Source organism: Paenibacillus sp. OAE614 (genome assembly GCF_040546645.1).
GTDB classification, from domain to species: Bacteria; Bacillota; Bacilli; order Paenibacillales; family Paenibacillaceae; genus Paenibacillus_AQ; species Paenibacillus_AQ favisporus.
In genome coordinates this window covers 1,999,829-2,018,592 of the sequence record NZ_JBEPOD010000001.1, presented here as the reverse complement: position 1 = coordinate 2,018,592, position 18,764 = coordinate 1,999,829, and the positions used below count along the sequence as shown (strand labels likewise).

Here is an 18,764-nt window from a genome sequence, read left to right as displayed (position 1 = left end):
TCGGGTGTTTGGGTATAGTATCTAAAAATTAGTGATTATCCCAGCGGAGAAGAACATGTCATGAATACAACCAGCCAGAGATCAACCAGCATCGATCCGAATATGCGGCTCAGCCCCCATTTGGTCAACAATGAACACACGCTAAAAACAATGTTCGAGCACTGCTCGGACGTCATATTCCGTGATGTTACCCTGCAGGGAGATACCAAGCTGCTGTTTATTTACGTAGACGGCATGATTGACAAGGATATCATCCAGTCCGTCATCCTGAAGCCGTTAATATACGAAGGAATCCCCCAGGGGGTCGGCCCCATTGACAGCATTGCGCAAATGTGTGATCAACAGCTGTTCGCGGTACTGCAAACGAAGAAGGTCAACACGTTCCGTGATGCGGCAGATGATATTTTAAAGGGTCATTTGGCCATTCTGGCGGATGGGGAGCCCACAGTCCTTCTTACGGATGTCTCAGATTATGAAACAAGATCGATTGAAGAGCCTTCGACAGAAGCGGCCCTGCGCGGAACCCGGGAGAGCTTCACCGAATCGCTGCGGACGAACACGACGATGCTGCGCAGAATCATCGTTACGCCAAACCTAAAGATGGAATCCTTTCACATCGGTAAACTGACCCAAACCGAGGTTGTACTTGCCTATATTGAAGGAATTGTGTCCGCTTCGATGCTGGATGAAATTCGCTCAAGGGTTCAGCAGATCGATCTTCAAGGCGTGCTGGAATCAGGCTACATCGAAGAATCCATTGAGGACACCAACTTCTCTCCTTTTCCGCAAATGCTGAGCAGCGAACGGCCGGATGTCGTATCCTCTGGACTGATGGAAGGACGGGTGGGGATCTTGGTGAGCGGGTCGCCAATCGCTTTGATCGTGCCGATGACGTTCTGGGACGGACTGCAAGCCCCTGACGATTATTACGAACGGTTTATGTATGTCACTATGAATCGGTGGATCCGATATTTGTTTGCCCTGTTTGCCATCCTGTTTCCGTCGGTTTATATTGCACTGACCACCTTTCATCCGGAAATGGTCCCGCCCAAGCTGATGCTAAGCATTACGGGACTGAGGGAACAGGCTCCATTTCCAACCGTCATCGAAGTATTTATTATGGAATTTATGTTTGAAGGGCTACGGGAGGCCGGGATTCGGTTACCCCAGCAAATCGGCCCGCTCGTCAGCATCGTCGGTGCCCTGGTTATTGGACAGGCTGCGGTACAGGCCGGGATTATCTCGGCGCCGATCGTCATCGTCGTATCCGCTGCCGGCATATCATCGTTTGTGATCCCCCGTTACCGGTTCGGCTACCCGATGCGGATGCTGCGCTTCCCGCTGCTCGTATTATCCGGAATTTTTGGGCTTTTCGGCACGGCGATTGGCATGATCGCCATCTTGTCCCATCTGATTCACCTCAGTCCGTTAGGGACGCCGTATCTTCAGCCCGTTGCTCCAACCAGGAAAAGCCGGGTAAAAAATGTATTTTTACGTTGGCCGAGACAACGTGCAGATAAATCTTGAACTTGATGGATAAGGCGGAAGGAACTATGAAAAAAAAAATGTGGATCATTTTCTGCTTATTGTTCCTCACAGCTACAACCACGGGCTGTTGGAACCTGAGGGAACCCAACCAGCGCGCTTTTATAATCGGCGTCGGAATGGACATGACCGAAGACAAGGAGCTGGAGATCAGTTCCGAAATCGCTGTACCCGCGGGTTTGGGCAGCAGCCAGGTGACGGGTGCGGGCAAGAAAAACACATTTACGGTCGTGAGTGCGAAGGGAACGGATTTTATGGATGCCGGGCAGCATATGCAGGCTGAGCTGTCGCGCTCCTTGTTTTATGCTCATCGACAAACCATTCTGATCGGTCAGCATATGGCCGAAAAGGGGGTGGATAAGTATCTCGACATGGTCGTCCGCAACCCAAAATCGGAAATACGTTCCGTCGTACTCGTTGTTAAGGATGGAACCGCGAAAGAAGTGATCAAAGCCGAACCTACATTTGATCCATTCATCAGTACGACACTTGGCAGTCAGCAAAATGCCCTTGGCATGAAGCCCTACTACTTCCGGATGTTATTATGCGATGCCTTCAGCGAAGGAACCCAGCCGATTGTGCCTGCCATCACAGCGGATCCTGCTAGAGGTTACGTATACACTGGCTCGGCTATCCTGAATAAAGATCATGGTCTTAAGCTCGTCGGTTTCCTCGATCCGGAGGAATCGATGTACGATAACTGGATAATGGGTAGGCAAAAAAACCTCACGTTCACCACCCTCATCGGAAAGGAGAACAAGACGATCAGTATAGCAGTTCAATCCCTAAAGCACCGCACACGAATAAAAATGGTTAAAAACAAGCCGCAGATTTACATATCGCTGCACGGCACCGGCAGCATTGTCGAAAACAATTCGTCACTTGATCCTTCCAAGGATAATGACCTCAAAACGATTCAGACCAGGTTGAGCCAGGAAGCGGAGGAGAAAGTTCGCAAACTGGTGGATAAAGCGCAGCACCAATATAAGATCGATATATTTGGAATCGGGGAACATGTGCACAGGCAGCATCCAGAGGTATGGAAAACCCTCAAGCCTCATTGGCACGAAACGTTCCCCGAACTGCCAATCACTGTATCGGTTCATCTCCGGTACAGGGATCCGGGGCAAACCAATTCTTCGCTGTAGATCATCAATAATCAGGGGAATTCCGTCGGAAAGGAGGAGAAACTATGAAGTTGACCGGATCGCAAATCTTTTGGACCTTAAGCACGGTGGAAGTCGTTATGGCCGTCTGGTTAAGAGTGTCGCCTGCCATTGAAATAGCCAAGCAGGACGCGTGGATGTCCATGATTATTGCGGGAGCGATCGGGCTGGCTATCACGCATCTGGTCATGCATGTCAGCCTACTTCATCCTGGAGAAACCCTAACGCAGTTCAGCCGTAAGCTGCTTGGCGGCTGGATCGGAAGAATCGTGATCCTTCCCTATTTCGCTGCCTGGCTCCTGTTATCCGGGGATGTGCTCCGCTCCTTCACGGATTTTATCCATCTGACGATTCTGGACCGGACTCCCATCTGGATTCTCATGGTCCTGATAATGGCTTTGGCCGTTTATCTGACCGGCATCAGCGGGATTACCGGCATTGGCCGATTTTGCGAACTGGCCGGACCCGTGACGTTCATTGCGCTGGTCCTCACCTTTTTGCTGAACATCACGAACACAAAGCTTCATCACATCCTGCCGATCGCCGGCGATACAAGCTGGCAAGAGGTGTTCAAGGCGTCGCTGTCGCCCGCTTCTTTTTTTGGAGAATCGTTTATGCTGCTGGTCCTTCTCGCGTTTATATCCAGCAACAAAAAAATAATCGTCAAAGCACTGTCGAGCATCGCGTTCACCGCCATCATGGTCACGTTGGCCACGGTAATGGTGCTGCTCGTGTTCGGCCCCTACGTTGGAATGGAGCTGAGGTTCTCTTACTTTATGCTGGTACGCAGCATCAACATCCTGAACTTTATTCAAAATGTCGATGTGCTCGTGATTTTCATTTGGATTTTTGGCGTCTTCGCCAAGATCTCCCTTTACTTGTTTATCACGAGCTATGAGATGGCCCAGTGGCTTCAAGTGAAAAATTGGAAAAAACTCATATGGTTTTGTGCACCAGCCATCTTCATCATTGCGCTACTGATTCCGAATGAAGCTGCCATTATCATGATTCAGAAGCTGTGGGAGCGGATAATCATTCCGGTGTGCGCAATCGCCATTCCGCTGATTCTGTGGATGATGACCGTCATGAAGAGAAAATTAGCGAAACACTGAAATCAACCCGCTCTATTTAGATTTTGGCTGCCGTTACGATTGGCTGATAAAAACCGGACTTCTCGGGCATGACCCACTCCACACGCTGGAATCCAGCCTGCTGCAAAAAGTTGCTCAGCTCGCTTCGCTGAACTGCCCGGTACACGGCTGCATAGCTATCCGTCTTCCAAGACTCTAACTGATCCTGCAGTATAAACTGCCGGGTGGTATATGTCGATCCGTCTTCCGACCAATCCCACACCTGGAACACGATTCTCTTTCCATCATCAAAAATTCTGGGCTGAGTAGCGCGGGGACGCTCTTGGACCAGGTTGTCGTAATCGCGTATCGTGATAATGACCATCCCGCCAGGAGCGCATTTGTTGTAAAACTGCCGGCAGGCGTTCAGCAGGTCTTCGTCCGTAAGCAAATGCGGCACCGCATTGTCGGCGGAGAAGACGACATCAAAGGTACCGGCGACATCCTGATCGAGCGTCCTGAAGTCCGCTGTTCCGAATTGGATCGACAGTCCCATAGCCTCCGCTTCCCTTTTCGCTCGCGCCACGGAGTCCGGACTAAGGTCGGTTGCCGTCACATCGAATCCGTGCCGTGCTAACCCTAAACTTTGGGTTCCGATGCCGCATGAGGCGTCCAGCAGCCGAATCTTGCTGCTTCCCGGACGATTCAGCCGGGAGCGGATCCACCGGTCCCAAAATTGTCCCTGACTGGACACCGTACGTGTCCAATCCTCGTAAATCAAATGGTATGATTCAGACATACCGTCATAGAAATGCTGCGTAGACGACTCCATTCATGATCCCTCCTTATTGTCCCGTGATTTATCCTAATCCAGCGTTGTTAAATCATAATGGATAAACTGTTCGTCCCGAACGTATCCGCTTTGTTCGTACAGCTGCTGGGCACGTACATTCGTTACCGCTGTGGACAAGGACAGCCCCTTCGCCCTGGCCAGCTTGGCGTACTGCTTGACCGCTTCAAGCAGCAGACGGGCGATTCCCTGCTTGCGGTATTGCTCCCGTACATACAAATCGTTCAAAATATAGGACCGCTTCATGGAGATGGAGGAAAACGCCGGATACAGCTGGGTAAACCCAGCGATCCGGCCCTGCTCCACGTCTTCGGCGATCAGGATGACCGATTCCCGGTGCTCCATTCGTTCGAACAAGAAGGCGGCCGCCCCTTCAACGTCCGTCTCCTGACCATAAAATATCCGGTATAAGTCAAAAATGGCGGCAAGCTCGTGCAGATCCTCGAGTCCCGCCTCCCGGATCGTAATGCTTCTTTGGGACATCGTATGCTTCCTCCTCATCGTGTATTACTTGTCAATGATATGGCCGTTCCATTCGTAATCCTAAGCAAGCGTCCGGTCCCCCCGTGAATTAGGCTGGGAATAAACCATAAATTCGACCGGCTCCGCCGATCGGTTCATGACCTGGTGCACCGCTCCCGGCTGCACCCTCATTCCCTGATGGGCAGATAACGTATGCACCGTACCTTCGATTTCAATATCGAGTGTGCCAAACAACACGAAGAAAAACTGCCCCGCTCTGGCGTGATAATGCCTTTGCTCACTTGTCCCCGGCGGCATCCGCTCGTGAATGATGCTAACCGTCTCTTCATCAACCAGCCGCCATCCGTCACAATCGTTCCCCCATACGTAATGCTCCGCGTTGTCTTTGCTGATCATACCGTGTTCACTCCCCACTTGTTTGCTCATGATGTACCAGCCATCCGTTCGTTCAGGATATTCATGCTCCTCAGCGATTTCATAGCCCAGCTTCCGGTAGAACCGGAGGTTTTCTGGAAGCGACAACCTGACCCCCAGCCGGATCTCGGAATAACGAAGCTGTGCAGCGAGTTTCTCGAAATGCTTCATGATGGCCTTGCCCAATCCCCGGCCGCGGGCTTCAGGAATGACAGATAGCCTCCCGACGTACAAAAAGGATTCTCGGAAGAAATACTGCGCCGAGCCTACAGGCTTGTCACCGGACCAAATAAGAAGGGCCCCGCCCCCATGTTCGCTGATTTTGTTCAGGATCGTTTCGGTATTCTCCGACAAGGCACCTGAGGGCGGATGGAGCCGGCCCCGATATTCTTCAAAAGCCAGCATCATCGTCTGGTGAACGAGCTCCATTTCATCCGTGCTCGCGATTCTGATTTCATAGTTCACCTGGTTTGCCCCTTCCTGATCGTCCTTACCTTCGCTTTCATCATATATTTGCGGACAGCAAGGAAGCAATCAGTAAAATGAAGCCTGCCCTGAAATCCGACCGCCGGGAGTTCAACCTGCCCATACGTCCTTCACATAGTTTCCTGCCGATTCGAGCCCGGCAAGCCACCCGGCTGCTTCTTCTGGGCTCGCCCCGTGTTTGTCCCGATAGGAGCCTATCAGCGTCTCCTCTACTTGGGGTGCCATCCGGGAGCCGTCGCCGCAAATGTACAGCTTAGCCCCGGCCTCGAGCAGCTTCAGCAGCAGCTCGCCGTCCTGTTTCATCAGATGCTGGACATAGCATTTATCCGTGCCCTCCACTCTGGAGAAAGCCGTATGAAGCGTCACCACGCCGTCCTTTTCCGCCTGTTCAAACTCCCCGCGGTATAAGTAATCATGCTCCGGATGTCTGCAGCCAAAGTACAGATGAGCCTCGCCCAGCGCCTTTCCTTCCGCTTGCAGGACCCGTCTCGCCTGGATAAATCCTCTGAACGGAGCCACGCCTGTGCCCGGCCCTACCATGATCATCGGTGTAGCGGGATCTTCCGGCAGCACAAAGCCGGATTCAGGAGATCGGACGAACATCAGCACTTCGGCCCCAGGGTCCTGTACGGCCAGGTAGTTGGAGGCGATACCGCAGTACTCTCCCTTACCGCTCCATGCCTCACCCCGAACGACACCGACTGTAATGCTGGCTGTGCCTGGGCTGACTTTGGGCGAGCTGGAGATGGAGTAATATCTCGGCTTGAGCGCCGGCAGCAGCTCCAGAAAACGCGCAAACGGCAGCTCGCAGGCTTCATACTGCTCAAGCAGGTCAAGCATCGTAACCCGCTTCGCCCGAATGTTGGTTTGGAACGCGCCTTCCTCAAGCATGGCCTCCAGTTCCTTAGCATGCGGCGGACATACCGTGTACGATGCCAGCTCCCGAATTTGGGCACGGGTGGCCGGCTCCTGCAGCTCGACGCTGCGTGCCAGAAGTTCGTCCAGCCGGATCGGCACTCCTGTCTTCAGGTGAGCGCTGTGTTTTCCGTCTGCCGTCAGAATCAGGTGCGCCGAGCCGTCCAGCTGGAATCGGCGGAGCACCCGCCGCACCAATGGCTCAGGATTGACCGGGAGCACGCCCAGATGATCCCCTTCGCGATAAGCCGTACCCTCCGGCAGCGCAATTTCGATGTGCTGCGTGACCCTTCCGCTGTCTGCTTGCTGAAGATTGCAGCTGCGCACGATCCGCCCGGATACGGCGTGGTAGGTCTCCGCAAGCGGCACAGCAGCCACGCCCTGGACAAAGCGGAGCGTCAGCTTGCTCCGTTTGGTTTCGCGGCCGGCAGCGACCGGGAGTCCCAGCGCCGGCATCAAATCCGGCCATAAGCGCTCCGTCCAGTCGTCCACTTCCCGTTCAAAATCGCCGCTGGCATCGCTCTCCCCGCGCGGAAGGAGACGCTTTCCGCCTTTGGCGGCCAGCTGCTCATCAATGAGGCGCGGGATTCGCTGATACGTGCTGGCCCAGTTGTGATCCCCGCAGCCGAATACCGCGTAGCGGACGTCCCGGATGGCGGAAGGATCGGCGGTTTCCAGCCATTCCATAAACGCCTTGGCGTTGGAAGGGGGCTGGCCGTTATAGGACGCCGTTACGATAATCACCGCCCCCTCCTTCGGAAGCGCGCCGGCATAGTCGTCCAGGGGACCGACCTGGCTGTCGAATCCCTGGTACCTCGCGCGGTCAGCCACCTCCCTTGCGATGCCTTCAGCGGTGCCTAAATTGGAGCCGTACAGGACAAGCAGCGGCGTATGATGTTCATTTGCAGCCAGGGAAGCCGGCTTGGTGGATTCGCTGACAGCGGCTTCCACGGTTTCGGCGCTGCCGTAACCCACCGGGATCAATGCCCCTTTTCGGCTGCGGACACGGATCCTGAATCCTTCCGGTTTTAGCGTAAGCGTCTCTTTAACCTTGAGTTCGTAGTGGCCGGCGTCCGCCAGGTCAAAATACTTCAGCACCAACCCCAGCACCAGCGTGGCTTCCTGCAGGGCGAACTGCTGGCCGATGCACGCCCGCTGGCCGTTGCCAAACGGCTTATACGCATCATGCGGAACCTTGCTAGGATCCTCGAACCGCTCGGGTTTGAATACCTCCACGTCATCGCCCCAGACGCGCACGTCCCGGTGAAGTCCCGGAATGAGCACCGTCACGCTGTTGCCCTGCTGGATCGGATAAGTTCCCCCAATCATCGTATCTTCTTTAGCGTACAGCGAAAAAGCCGGTGCTGTCGGCCATAACCGCAGGGACTCGCTAAGAACCATCCGGACATATTTCAGATCCCTTACCTGTTGATACGTCGGTACGGGATCTTTCAAAACCCGGTCCACTTCTTCCACGGCCTTGCGCAGCTTATCGGGGTTTTTCATCAGAAAATAGATCGCAAAGGAGAGCAAACCGCTGGTCGTTTCATGCCCCGCGATCAGGAACGTGATCATCTGATAGCGGATATTTTCATGATCCAGCCGCTCCCCCGTATTTGCATCAACACCGTCCAGCATATGTGCAAGCAGGTCATCCTCATCCCCGCCATGCGCCTTACGTTCCCGGATCAGTTCATCGACGAGTGAAAACATCGTCTGAATATCCTCTTGAAACTGCCGCTTCTTCCGGATCATAAACATATCCTGTATGCCCAGCCGGTGAAGCTGGTTCATCCCTTCGTCCAGCGCCCGTACCATTGCATCGATAAAGGGGTGATTGTTTTCCCGGTAAAAGCTGTTAAAACGGTAACTAAACCCGCACAGCCCGATCGTGTCGAGCGTCAGACGGGTCATATCGGCAGGAACGTCCACCGTTTCGTCCGGGTTCAGCCTTCCCCATTTTTGAATCAACTGCATGGCGATATCCAGCATTTTCGTATGATAACCCTGCATGGCCCGCTGGCTGAAGCTGGACAGCAAAATGTTATGGGCTTTTTTCCAATTGGGTTCCTGGGTTGCGCTCGTAAAGAGGCCGTCACCGGCAAATGCGCGCACGTTCTGCAGCGGAGCCCATATCCTTTTGTCAAAACGCTTTTCGTCGCAGGCGTCCTTCACATATTCATGGCCGGACACATACAGCTCCCTGCGGCCGCCGGGATATTGGAACTGAAAGATCGGCCCGAGCTCCGCGGCGACCTTTACCAACGATTGCACCGGTGCGGCGGAATCCAGCAAAGGCAGATTGCCTAAAGGTCCGTAGGTTTTAGGTTGAGGCACCTGAATGGTTTGCGTCATGGTTATTCCCTCCATCATCCTTGTTTTTTCTCTTTAATTCAGCCCTAGCAGCGGACCGGTAACCGTTCTAAAAATACCAACTGACCAAAATAGTAATTCGGTCATTTTATAAGAAAAAAGGAGGATTTGACGGCTGCTGGCTGCTTACGCCTGACAACGCTGTCCTATCCTACCTTTTACCCTATCATGATATGATTGTCCCGCACATCAGCCAGAGGTCCGGAATTCACCGGCAAGGCGGCGTGCTTCCTGTTACTTTTCAGCCAGAACATTGTTCAGTCATATACGACTTCCGTCCCGGCAATAAAGTCATGAATCGACCGTTTGTCTTCACGCAGCCCCACCATAAAAGCACTGATGATCGCGCAGATGCCTAAGCTTAGACCATACACGAGGCCGGCAACGACGTTCCGCAGCAGCATGGTCCCGATTCCGGGGGGCTGGTGATCGCTCACCTTGCGGATCCGGATGTTGCATATCCTTTTGCCCACTGTATAACCGTTCCAGAATACAGGCACGAGCAGTGAATACAAACCGCTGATCGTATCGGAAATCCAATCCTCGTTTCCCCATTTTCCCGTAATCATCCACACCACAATCATGATCGGCAAGCCAACGAGCAGCCCATCCACCAGCGATGCCCCAAGCCTGATCCAAAAACCCGCATTCCGATTCATTCCGCCTCCTCCTTCTCGTACCCCAAGTTTTATTCATAGTACTTCGGCGCTTTGGCGGTACATTCATTTCTTATGCGACGGCATGACCATTGTTTCTTCCATGCGCCCTCCCAGCAATATGCTGCTTATATTTAAAGAACGTCACGGAGAGAGAAAAGTTACTGGATTGCAGCAGCTTGCGGCCGTAGTGAACAACTATAGCCCGAATTCATGCTTAATCTGGCGCGCCACTTCTTCTGCGCTCAAATCCGTATTGTTGATTCTCAAATAGTTCTCCCGCTTGATCTCGCCATCATATGAATTTAGCCGGTATTTTTCCATCGATGTCTTCAGCTCATTTTCAGACCACTCCGTGTTCCGTTTCGTTGGCTTATGCTGCAGCCGGTTTGGGCTAAGATTGCGGGAGAGCCGCTCGTCTAGATCAGCCTCCAGCTCCACGAGAAAAACTTCCGCGCCCCTGGATTCGAATATCCCGCAGACCTCCTCCACATAATCCCAATCCGCCTTCATGTCCAGCGCCCATACAAACGTGAAAATAAGGCCGGCAAGGTCGCTCTTGGCAACCTCTTCAAAGATCTCCCTCCGGAACAATCCAACCAGCCGTTTCCCGGCTTCCGAACTGTAGCTGAAAAACGGCGATACCAGCTCAATCGTCATATGGTTGTGAAAAAGCTTCAGCTCCGTTATTTTTTCGAGTTCCTGTCCTACGGTCATTTTGCCTACGGCCTGCGGGCCAAAAATAAGGATGAATTTCATACGGTCCCTCTCCTTTACATTTCGCGTGGTTGGATGAATTCAACAGGGACGGCTTATTTTCCTTGACTATCTGAGTATAGATCCAAAAATACACTTCCCGTTTTGGGCGCAAACATAAAAAGCCCTCCGAACCAGGATTTCTGTCCATGATATTCGGAAGGGCTCTCGCAGTATGTCTGTATGTAATGGATTAATCGACGAAAAAGTCAGGATCCGGCCTGATTTTGCTTTTGAGCTGTCTAAGGTTGTACTCCATTTTCAATACGATATCCTCTATCACCTTCGGATCGATGGCAAAACGGTCCGGTTCCGGCCGTGAGCCTGCCTTCAAGTCGCGCAGCGTGATTTGCTGCTCCTGCCATTTATCCATCAGATCGGAAATGATCGCATAAAACCGCTCGTAATCGCTTATGACTTCATCCAGGTAGGCATCCACCTCTTCCGGATCGTAACCCCGAAGCTTGTTGCTGAACACCTTTTCATGGATGGAAAGTGCATCCAGATGAATGCCCAGCTGCTTGAACAGCTTCTTCTGTTTATCCAATCGGCGCTGCATATGTTCATCCATTTGACGAATACCTCCAAATCTCTAGCCCCGCAAAGGGAGGATGTCCTGTATTACTCCCACACCCTATATTTTTTATATCACATCCTTGCCTGGGATGAAAACCGTTCCCCGCTTTTTTGGAGAATGTTCCAAAGAAAAATGGCCATCCTAAAGGATGGCACAAATTGACACGAGCGTGAAATATGTTATTATATGAACAGATGCTCATATATTAATATCAATCAAAGATATGGATAATTTCGCTTTGTATTCAAAAGGAGGAGCCGCTTATGACACACGGTCATCATCACCATCATTCCCATTCATCCACTCACGAACATTCAGACTTGCATTCGCATTCGCATGCACACGGACCGGCAGATTATAACCGCGCCTTTCTGATCGGCATCGTGCTCAACACGGCCTTCGTCATTTTGGAAGCGGCTTATGGCCTGATCAGCCATTCCCTTTCGCTCGTAGCCGATGCCGGACATAATTTAAGCGACGTCCTCGCTCTCGTCCTAGCCTGGGCCGCCAGCCTCCTCGGCAGGAAGAAAGCGACGGAGCTGCGTACATACGGTTACCGCCGTTCCTCCATCCTCGCCGCCCTCTTCAATGCCCTGTTCCTGCTCGCGGCGATCGCGCTCATCGCTTGGGGCGCGATCAGCCGCCTTATCCACCCGCAGCCGGTCGACGGAGTGGACGTCATCTGGGTGGCGGCTGTCGGCATCCTCATCAACGCCTTGACGGCGCTGCTGTTCGTTTCCGGACGCCGGGGCGATCTGAACGTCCGGGGGGCGTTTCTGCATATGGCTGCGGACGCCGGCGTATCGCTCGGCGTAGTCATCGCAGGGATCGTCATTTCCGCAACGGGCTGGCTGTGGGTTGACCCGGTCGTCAGTCTGCTGATTGTGCTTGTTATCGGCATCAGCACCTGGGGGCTGCTGAAGGATTCGCTTAACATGGCTCTCGACAGCGTGCCTCCGGGCACAGACATTGCGGCCATCCGAAATTACTTGACTTCCCTGCCCTGGGTCAAAAGCATGCATGATCTGCACATTTGGGGCATGAGCACCACGGAAACGGCGCTCACGGCACATCTCGTGGTGACGGAGCCCTGCAATGGCGATGAACTTCTGCAGCAGGCAGCCGCCGAGCTGCGCGAGCAATTCGGAATCGGCCATACCACCTTACAGCTCGAGATCGGTGATCTGCCCTGCGCCCTGGACGGAACGGATACCGTCTAGACTGTTCAGCTGGAACTGACGGACACGGCATGATTGCTCCCCGCGCCTTTAGGGTAAGGAAAGAGTACAGATACCTTATTCTACTGTCAGAAGGGAGTCTTATCCATGAGTCATTTAACCCATGATCAGCAGCAGGAGCTCAAATCAGCACTGCTGGAACGCAAAAAGGAGCTGGAACACCACTTTCACGCGAATGGTGAAGACAATGCCCTGCTGGGCGACTCGCTCGCCGATTCCACAGGCGAGCTGTCCTCTTACGATAATCACCCCGCCGATGTCGGCACGGAGGTGTTCGAACGCGGCCGGGACCTGGCCGTCAACGACACGCTGCAGGATGAGCTTGACCAGGTCGACAGCGCCCTTGGGCGCATGGAACGCGGGGAGTACGGCCAATGCGTCGAATGCGGCCGGGACATTCCGTTCGAGCGTCTGCAGGCGATCCCGTACACCGCTTATTGCGTGGAGCATACGCCGAATCGGGACGTCAGCAGCGACCGGCCGGTCGAAGAAGAGGTAATCACCCCGCCGCCATCCGGCGCAGGCGAGAACCGGCAGCGCTATGACGGCCGTTTTGATGATGCGGACGCATGGGAGTCCGTCGAAGAGTACGGCACGTCTAACACGCCGGCCATGGCAGCCAAGCGTGACGTCACCGATTATGATGAAGGCATGTAAAGCCGGTACACACGAACCGAAGCCCCGGGGATCTCCACCAGAGAACCCGGGGCTTTCATTGTCCTGTGACTTGTGTCTCGCCTCCCGAAGTGCTTGCAGATGAACGCTTACTGCAGGAAGACCTTCTGTTTCGTCTCGGCTGACTTCAAGCACGCTTCCACAACCTTCATGTTCCGTACCGCATCTTCCGGAGGATAAGGGAGCGGCGTTCCGTCCAATACTGCTGCGGCAAAGGCGTCGGCCTCCAGCATGAAATGGCTCAGTACACCGAAACGTTCCTCCCGCCGCTGATCCCCAACATGGACGATAATCTGGGCAGGCTCCTCGCTCTGCTCCCAGCCAAATGCAACCGGCAGCTCGATCCGTCCTTGCGACCCAACGATCTCCAGCGTGCACCGGGGCGCGGCCCACATGCCGCAGTCAAAGGTCAGCCCGACGTCGTTCGGAAACTCCACCAGACCGGTTGCCATGACGTCCACATGATCGTGTTCCTCCGAAAACAGCGCCTGAACCGACACGGCCAGCGGCTCCTCGCCAAGGATCATACGAGCCGCCGAAATCGGGTAGCCGCCAACATCATAGATGGCCCCGCCGCCCATCGTTTTTTTGTACCGCACGTTCTCCTTATTTTCGATGTGGTTGTACGTGAAGCACCCGTGAATGGCCCGGATCTGGCCGATCTCGCCTTCCTCGATGATTTCCCGGACCCTGCGATGCTTCGGATGATACCGGTACATAAACGCTTCGGAGAAAATCACCCCCGCTTCCCTGCATGCTTCGACCATTTCGGAAACTTCTTCGGGGCTGAGCGCAGATGGCTTCTCGCACAGCACGTGCTTGCCGGCTTTTGCCGCCTTGATCGTCCACTCTTTATGCAAATGGTTGGGAAGTGGAATATAGACCGCATCAATATCGGGATCGTTCAGCAGTTCTTCGTAGGTTCCATATGCCTTCGGTATATCAAACTGTTCCGCCGTATCTTTGGCTTTGGCGTAATCCCGGCTGGCCACCGCCGCAATCTCGGCGCGTCTGGCGTTCTGGACGCCGGGAATAAAAGCGCTTCTCGCGATACTGGCCGTGCTTAAAACCCCAAAACGCAGCTTTTCCTGCATCCCCTACGCCTCCTTCCCTTCCGGGTCTTATTGGTAATTGTCGTTAACCGCCTTGTGCAGAATGCCAAGACAGCGGTCCAGATCGGTTTTGACCTGTTTCTTATACAGCTTGGCCTTCTCGGCCCCATCGTCTGTAAAGTGGTACAATACGATTTCCTGAAAATCCACCCGCGGATCGCTGCCCTTCAGCTGCTTGGTCCGGTAGAAAATGCCTTCCTGCACCAGTTCGTGCAGGGCACGGTAAATTTCGCTCTGCGGGGGAGAATAGCCGTAGCTCTTAAACTCCTGTCTCAGCTCCTCCAGCATCTGATAACCATATCCGCGGTGCTGCTCCACCATCGTAATCAGGTAAGCTTTAATAAATGCCCGCTGGGCAATCATAAAGGCCATGCCAGCTTCCTCACTTTCTTCCCTATTTCCTTCATTAACCAATTTACCTCCATTATAAACGACTATTTTCCAAATCGCATAGCATGAAGGTTTCACTTTGGGAGAAACTGCGGCAAATTAAATACAAGGGGCTTACTGAGAATACCGTGAAATGAATACCGTGAAACGGGATTGAACCGTTTTCCGGGTCCGTTTTGGATCAGAGTAGATCGGTCTGGAACGGTCTAAGTCGGTTTGGCGCCTTCCTTTTTACCTGGACCTGGATGAGTTAAGTACGCCGGGCATGGCAGAATGGCTCCAAAGGTGCAAGATTCGGTACGTATTGGGTTTATTCTATTGTGAATTTTTCATATATTGAAATTGTATCATCATGAGGTTGGCAAATAAATAAGCCTTGGATCCGCCGAGGCAGAACTCAAGGCTTTTTGAGAATTCAAAGCTTTTTAATGATACAAGGTGTTTAAGCTATTGGGTCGTAAGGTGCGATTTATCGCTGGCGATGCCGGGCTGTTGGGATGCTTGTCCACTCGCGTTGGTGGATCGCCGGATCAGCTTAGTGGAATCAGGCTGCTTTGGGCGGGCTTGTTTTTTTTCTCAAGGAAGAGACCCCAGCCGTCCACTTGCCGAATGGCAGGTAAGATAAAACCACAATGAGGAGATAAGACAGCAGCACGCAAATGATGAAAGATATCAGCATCCTCACTGCCACGTTCCATCCGGCAAACCACCAGGCATCAAAAGAATACGTATAGCGCAGCATGAGGGCATGAGCCAGATAAGTGCCGTACGAATATTTACCGAGCAGGGACATCGCCCGCTGCGCATGCGGACCTGCCTGACGAGTCCATTGGAGCGCGTATCTGTAAATGACGAAAACCGAGCTTACCAGAAACACGGCGATCAACGGACGCAGCAGCGAAACCGAATTAAAATTTATGTTCAGCCCGTCCGCCGTTTGGAAGCTGGCCACCAGCATATAAGTAAAATATCCGAACAAGATCCAAAAGACAGCCGTATAAATTACTCCGCCTTTCTCTACCGCCCATCTCCACCGTTCGGGGTACAGACCCGCTGCCGCCCCAAGTATGAAATAAAACATGAAGTAGACGAAGTTACGATCGGCGTAAGCCGTAAAAAACGGTGTCAGAAACGGGATATCCGCTTTTGTCAGCAGAGCGCTGATATCCGGCCGGAAGTACAGCAGCACCAGATAAGCCAAACCGCAGAGCACCAGCAGGGCCGTCCACAATCGATACGGAGCAGCCTGCATGATCCGGCGGATCAGCATCCGAAAGACAGGGAACAGCAAATAAAACTGCATGATCATGACCACATACCATAAATGATAACTGTTCTTACCGGTGAACAGCATCATCGCCCATTTCCCCCATTGTTCGGGTGACCCGAAGTTCCATTGCTGACTGATGCCAAAATAAACAGCCGACCACAAGATGTAGGGAACCAGTACATCGCTGAACCTTTTTCGCATAAAAACGCCGTACTGCAGCGGTCCGTCATAATTATAGAACAGCACCATCCCGGTAATAAAAATGAAAACGGGCACCGCAAACTTAGCCGCCATCAGCAGCAGCGTCATGATAACCCCGTCCTCCATTGCCACCCCGCCGACGATGGAGTAGTGGGCGATCGCATGCTGCATGGCCACAGCCAAGAAGGCCAACCCCCGCAGCAGTTCTATTTCCTGTATTCTCGCTTTCTTTGACATACCTTCCTCCTGGTGCAAAAAAGATCACTTTCCTGACCACAGCTCATTTTCTTTACTTTACCCTTTTCCATCCTAAACGAAAAAAAGAACGCCTGCCAGAAAGAATTGGCAAAGCGTTCTTTGGAACTTACAGCCTGGCTGATAATACGTACCGAGGCCGCATCGTTAATAGCGTTTAGGGAGCAGCGAGTAATCCACGCGTTCCGGAATTTCAATCAGCAGCATCCGAAGCGGGCCATCCTGGGCCTGAACCGTGATTTCTTCGTCATGATCTGTGCTCAGCAGCATAAAGTCGCGTGGATCAAACATTTCGTCATGTACGCCCGGAAGCTCACCGCTCCAGCGGCCGCCGCCCCGAAGTGCGAGCGCGGTCAGCGCCCGGCCCTTGCGAAGGGGGTGGCTGTAGGTGCCGCCGGCTTCCAGCTGAACGTCCCACATTCCGGCATCCACGCTGAGCTTAAGCGGAGCGTCTCCCCCTACAATCTGCTTCACGGTGCCGCCGGCGGTTTCCGTTACCGGAAACTGTTCGTGCTCCCATTGCTCGTAAGACGGTTCCCGCTTGTTCGATACTTTCAGATCCGGCTCAAACCAAATTTGAAAGCTCTCCATGTCCGGACCGATCAGACGCTCTTCATGGCTGACTCCGGACCCCGCCCGGATGAGCTGGGCTCCGCCGGAACCAACCGTGCTGCGGGTACCGAGGGAATCCCCGTGTTCAGCCTTTCCTTGGATGACGTACGTCATAATTTCAAATCCAAAATGGGGATGAAGAGGAATATGTCCTTCTTCCGGAGTGTGGGCCCATGCCCAATAAAACAGCGGGCCGATCCGGTTTATGACCGATCCCTCCCCGGGGAAACCGATCGGCTTCTGCTCTGTGATCTTTCCTCCGTCAAATTCTCCGCGTCCCTGCATCGAGGGCAAATAGCGCCGTACATGCATGCTCATCCCATCCTTTCAATCCTTGTGTTAAATTTACATCAATCACGATTCATCTAAATGATTGACTTGCGTATCCGTTACTAGCGAAACACCCAATTTAATGGAGTATACACACCCGACCTTATATATTTTACGATAGCTGTCCTTACTGGAACAGGCTGTATGCACCCGGACCGGTCAATGCCACGCCGACGACCGCGGCGATCAGGATCAGATTATACTCAAATCCGTTCGAGGTCGCCCAAAATCCGTTTTTGCCATGGACGGTGACGATGGCGCCGATCATCGTTACAGCAATCATGATCGCCGCAAGCGGAGTCCAGATCCCCGCAGCAAACAGCAATCCACCTGCAAATTCAAAGATCCCCGTAACCAGCGCCAGCAGGAAAGCCGGCTTCAAGTTCATCGATGCAAGCCACCCGGCCGTCCCTTTCAAGCCGCCTCCGCCAAACCAGCCGAACAGCTTCTGCGCGCCATGCCCGGCAAACGTAAGTCCAATCACCAAACGAATAATCAACAATCCCCATGCAATCATTTTTAACATCCTCCATTTTTTAAATTTAATTTTCTTAATATTGAGACAATAAGCTAAAAAAAAGCATCATCCTTATCCAAACTGCCAACCATCCGCTGTAACTTCTAACAAACTTCCTTCATTCAACCCGCTAATACCGGCATAACCGCTGCATTAGATCAGCCTCATTTCTGTTTGGTGAATATCTTAAATTTAAGATAATTCATAATTCGTTTTTTGTCAACACCCGATTTACAAGTTTCTTGGCGTCCTTAGGAGCATAAACAAAGTGAACCCATTCGGTGCATATCTTTTTACGATCCAGACAACAATATTCCAAAAAAGAGGGGGGCTAATGATGGACGGCAGCCATAGGATGACGGAAAGTCCTATTCCAAACGCCTCCTGGCAAAAACTGATCAGGCATGAGACGCTGGGCATCATCAAGTCCGAGACCTTGGCGCAGCTCGTTTCCGACCCTGCTCTCATCGATCTGCTGAAAATCAGCGCCCAAATGCGCAAATCGCTGCTCGAACAGCTCCACGATGTTTTTTACCGGCAAAACCAAGCGATTTCATCCTCATTCCAAGCAGGTGACGACCATGAATCCCCTCCTGGAGAGCCTGACCGGCCTAAAGGCGCTCAATGACCAGTATATTGCAGCCGATCTGATGCAGGATACGCAAGTCCGGATTTCTATCCTCGCCCAGTGCCTGCTGGAAAATCCACCGCATATCCAGGACAGCATAGCCAGAGAGCTGCGGACGGCTTTTGAATTTTTACAGCAGCTTACCGAGTACTGCGTCAGTAAAGCCTGGATTTTGCCTGACGCTTCGGCACAGTGGGAGCAGGACCTGAAATGGGCTTATAAGGCCGTAAAAATGGTCTAAACGC

At 52.9% G+C, this 18,764-nt stretch carries 19 protein-coding genes; 7 read left to right on the top strand and 12 right to left on the bottom strand.

What is annotated here, in order from left to right; all coding sequences use genetic code 11:
- Nucleotides 1–60 precede the first annotated feature (60 nt).
- Genes ABIE48_RS09665 through ABIE48_RS09655 form a run of 3 tightly spaced genes read left to right on the top strand, consistent with a single transcriptional unit; the run spans nt 61 to nt 3,823 of the window.
- Nucleotides 61–1,527: a spore germination protein gene (locus ABIE48_RS09665; RefSeq protein ID WP_192714688.1), complete on the top strand. Its 1,467-nt coding sequence runs from the start codon at nt 61–63 to the stop codon at nt 1,525–1,527.
- A 26-nt stretch (nt 1,528–1,553) separates the two neighbouring features.
- Complete coding sequence (locus ABIE48_RS09660; RefSeq protein WP_192714689.1) at nt 1,554–2,693, top strand: Ger(x)C family spore germination protein; 1,140 nt, start codon at nt 1,554–1,556, stop codon at nt 2,691–2,693.
- Nucleotides 2,694–2,737: 44 nt separating this feature from the next.
- On the top strand, nt 2,738–3,823 hold the full coding sequence (locus ABIE48_RS09655; protein ID WP_192714690.1) for a GerAB/ArcD/ProY family transporter: 1,086 nt from the start codon (nt 2,738–2,740) through the stop codon (nt 3,821–3,823).
- Between the two features lie 16 nt (nt 3,824–3,839).
- On the opposite strand, the gene ABIE48_RS09650 is transcribed toward ABIE48_RS09655, so the two are convergent.
- The 7 genes from ABIE48_RS09650 to ABIE48_RS09620 form a co-directional block, all read right to left on the bottom strand.
- Nucleotides 3,840–4,613 (bottom strand): class I SAM-dependent methyltransferase, encoded by a 774-nt coding sequence (locus tag ABIE48_RS09650; protein WP_192714691.1) that lies wholly within the window; start codon nt 4,611–4,613, stop codon nt 3,840–3,842.
- 33 nt (nt 4,614–4,646) lie between these two features.
- Nucleotides 4,647–5,099 carry a GNAT family N-acetyltransferase gene (locus ABIE48_RS09645; protein WP_483312682.1) on the bottom strand — a complete coding sequence of 151 codons (453 nt, stop codon included), beginning with the start codon at nt 5,097–5,099 and terminating at the stop codon, nt 4,647–4,649.
- A gap of 75 nt (nt 5,100–5,174) precedes the next feature.
- On the bottom strand, nt 5,175–5,993 hold the full coding sequence (locus ABIE48_RS09640) for a GNAT family N-acetyltransferase (protein WP_145021690.1): 819 nt from the start codon (nt 5,991–5,993) through the stop codon (nt 5,175–5,177).
- 111 nt (nt 5,994–6,104) lie between these two features.
- Nucleotides 6,105–9,284: a bifunctional cytochrome P450/NADPH--P450 reductase gene (locus ABIE48_RS09635; RefSeq protein WP_192714693.1), complete on the bottom strand. Its 3,180-nt coding sequence runs from the start codon at nt 9,282–9,284 to the stop codon at nt 6,105–6,107.
- A gap of 275 nt (nt 9,285–9,559) precedes the next feature.
- Nucleotides 9,560–9,961: an RDD family protein gene (locus tag ABIE48_RS09630; RefSeq protein WP_145021695.1), complete on the bottom strand. Its 402-nt coding sequence runs from the start codon at nt 9,959–9,961 to the stop codon at nt 9,560–9,562.
- A gap of 195 nt (nt 9,962–10,156) precedes the next feature.
- Nucleotides 10,157–10,717 carry an AAA family ATPase gene (locus ABIE48_RS09625; protein WP_192714694.1) on the bottom strand — a complete coding sequence of 187 codons (561 nt, stop codon included), beginning with the start codon at nt 10,715–10,717 and terminating at the stop codon, nt 10,157–10,159.
- Nucleotides 10,718–10,907: 190 nt separating this feature from the next.
- Nucleotides 10,908–11,285: a DivIVA domain-containing protein gene (locus ABIE48_RS09620; protein WP_076167836.1), complete on the bottom strand. Its 378-nt coding sequence runs from the start codon at nt 11,283–11,285 to the stop codon at nt 10,908–10,910.
- Nucleotides 11,286–11,554: 269 nt separating this feature from the next.
- On the opposite strand from ABIE48_RS09620, the gene ABIE48_RS09615 reads away from it, so the two are divergent.
- Complete coding sequence (locus ABIE48_RS09615) at nt 11,555–12,511, top strand: cation diffusion facilitator family transporter (RefSeq protein WP_192714695.1); 957 nt, start codon at nt 11,555–11,557, stop codon at nt 12,509–12,511.
- A 105-nt stretch (nt 12,512–12,616) separates the two neighbouring features.
- On the top strand, nt 12,617–13,186 hold the full coding sequence (locus ABIE48_RS09610) for a TraR/DksA C4-type zinc finger protein (RefSeq protein ID WP_192714696.1): 570 nt from the start codon (nt 12,617–12,619) through the stop codon (nt 13,184–13,186).
- A gap of 107 nt (nt 13,187–13,293) precedes the next feature.
- Here ABIE48_RS09610 and ABIE48_RS09605 read toward each other — a convergent pair whose 3' ends face one another.
- The 5 genes from ABIE48_RS09605 to ABIE48_RS09585 all read right to left on the bottom strand — a co-directional run bounded on the left by ABIE48_RS09605 (nt 13,294) and on the right by ABIE48_RS09585 (nt 17,891).
- Nucleotides 13,294–14,298, bottom strand: a complete 1,005-nt coding sequence (locus ABIE48_RS09605; protein WP_192714697.1) for a Gfo/Idh/MocA family protein — start codon at nt 14,296–14,298, stop codon at nt 13,294–13,296.
- A gap of 27 nt (nt 14,299–14,325) precedes the next feature.
- Complete coding sequence (locus ABIE48_RS09600) at nt 14,326–14,688, bottom strand: replication termination protein (RefSeq protein ID WP_076169519.1); 363 nt, start codon at nt 14,686–14,688, stop codon at nt 14,326–14,328.
- Nucleotides 14,689–15,250: 562 nt separating this feature from the next.
- The gene (locus ABIE48_RS09595) at nt 15,251–16,414 is read right to left on the bottom strand and encodes an acyltransferase (RefSeq protein ID WP_192714698.1); all 1,164 of its coding nucleotides are present in this window, start codon (nt 16,412–16,414) and stop codon (nt 15,251–15,253) included.
- A 165-nt stretch (nt 16,415–16,579) separates the two neighbouring features.
- Nucleotides 16,580–17,356, bottom strand: coding sequence for a pirin family protein (locus ABIE48_RS09590; protein WP_145021711.1), 777 nt, complete (start codon nt 17,354–17,356; stop codon nt 16,580–16,582).
- 145 nt (nt 17,357–17,501) lie between these two features.
- Nucleotides 17,502–17,891 carry a DoxX family protein gene (locus tag ABIE48_RS09585; RefSeq protein ID WP_192714699.1) on the bottom strand — a complete coding sequence of 130 codons (390 nt, stop codon included), beginning with the start codon at nt 17,889–17,891 and terminating at the stop codon, nt 17,502–17,504.
- 355 nt (nt 17,892–18,246) lie between these two features.
- Between ABIE48_RS09585 and ABIE48_RS09580 the strand changes: the two genes are divergently transcribed.
- Complete coding sequence (locus ABIE48_RS09580; protein ID WP_145021717.1) at nt 18,247–18,519, top strand: hypothetical protein; 273 nt, start codon at nt 18,247–18,249, stop codon at nt 18,517–18,519.
- On the top strand, nt 18,473–18,760 hold the full coding sequence (locus ABIE48_RS09575) for a hypothetical protein (protein ID WP_192714700.1): 288 nt from the start codon (nt 18,473–18,475) through the stop codon (nt 18,758–18,760). Before ABIE48_RS09580 ends, ABIE48_RS09575 begins: the two co-directional genes overlap by 47 nt.
- The last annotated feature ends 4 nt before the right edge of the window (nt 18,761–18,764 follow it).

What these genes read in the sequence shown, in the direction of transcription:
- ABIE48_RS09665 (WP_192714688.1), top strand. Translation starts at nt 61, where the DNA reads ATGAATACAACCAGCCAGAGATCAACCAGCATCGATCCGAATATGCGG.
- ABIE48_RS09660 (WP_192714689.1), top strand. Translation starts at nt 1,554, where the DNA reads ATGAAAAAAAAAATGTGGATCATTTTCTGCTTATTGTTCCTCACAGCT.
- ABIE48_RS09655 (WP_192714690.1), top strand. Translation starts at nt 2,738, where the DNA reads ATGAAGTTGACCGGATCGCAAATCTTTTGGACCTTAAGCACGGTGGAA.
- ABIE48_RS09650 (WP_192714691.1), bottom strand. Translation starts at nt 4,613, where the DNA reads ATGGAGTCGTCTACGCAGCATTTCTATGACGGTATGTCTGAATCATAC.
- ABIE48_RS09635 (WP_192714693.1), bottom strand. Translation starts at nt 9,284, where the DNA reads ATGACGCAAACCATTCAGGTGCCTCAACCTAAAACCTACGGACCTTTA.
- ABIE48_RS09630 (WP_145021695.1), bottom strand. Translation starts at nt 9,961, where the DNA reads ATGAATCGGAATGCGGGTTTTTGGATCAGGCTTGGGGCATCGCTGGTG.
- ABIE48_RS09625 (WP_192714694.1), bottom strand. Translation starts at nt 10,717, where the DNA reads ATGAAATTCATCCTTATTTTTGGCCCGCAGGCCGTAGGCAAAATGACC.
- ABIE48_RS09620 (WP_076167836.1), bottom strand. Translation starts at nt 11,285, where the DNA reads ATGGATGAACATATGCAGCGCCGATTGGATAAACAGAAGAAGCTGTTC.
- ABIE48_RS09615 (WP_192714695.1), top strand. Translation starts at nt 11,555, where the DNA reads ATGACACACGGTCATCATCACCATCATTCCCATTCATCCACTCACGAA.
- ABIE48_RS09610 (WP_192714696.1), top strand. Translation starts at nt 12,617, where the DNA reads ATGAGTCATTTAACCCATGATCAGCAGCAGGAGCTCAAATCAGCACTG.
- ABIE48_RS09605 (WP_192714697.1), bottom strand. Translation starts at nt 14,298, where the DNA reads ATGCAGGAAAAGCTGCGTTTTGGGGTTTTAAGCACGGCCAGTATCGCG.
- ABIE48_RS09600 (WP_076169519.1), bottom strand. Translation starts at nt 14,688, where the DNA reads ATGGCCTTTATGATTGCCCAGCGGGCATTTATTAAAGCTTACCTGATT.
- ABIE48_RS09595 (WP_192714698.1), bottom strand. Translation starts at nt 16,414, where the DNA reads ATGTCAAAGAAAGCGAGAATACAGGAAATAGAACTGCTGCGGGGGTTG.
- ABIE48_RS09590 (WP_145021711.1), bottom strand. Translation starts at nt 17,356, where the DNA reads ATGCATGTACGGCGCTATTTGCCCTCGATGCAGGGACGCGGAGAATTT.
- ABIE48_RS09585 (WP_192714699.1), bottom strand. Translation starts at nt 17,891, where the DNA reads ATGATTGCATGGGGATTGTTGATTATTCGTTTGGTGATTGGACTTACG.
- ABIE48_RS09580 (WP_145021717.1), top strand. Translation starts at nt 18,247, where the DNA reads ATGACGGAAAGTCCTATTCCAAACGCCTCCTGGCAAAAACTGATCAGG.
- ABIE48_RS09575 (WP_192714700.1), top strand. Translation starts at nt 18,473, where the DNA reads ATGAATCCCCTCCTGGAGAGCCTGACCGGCCTAAAGGCGCTCAATGAC.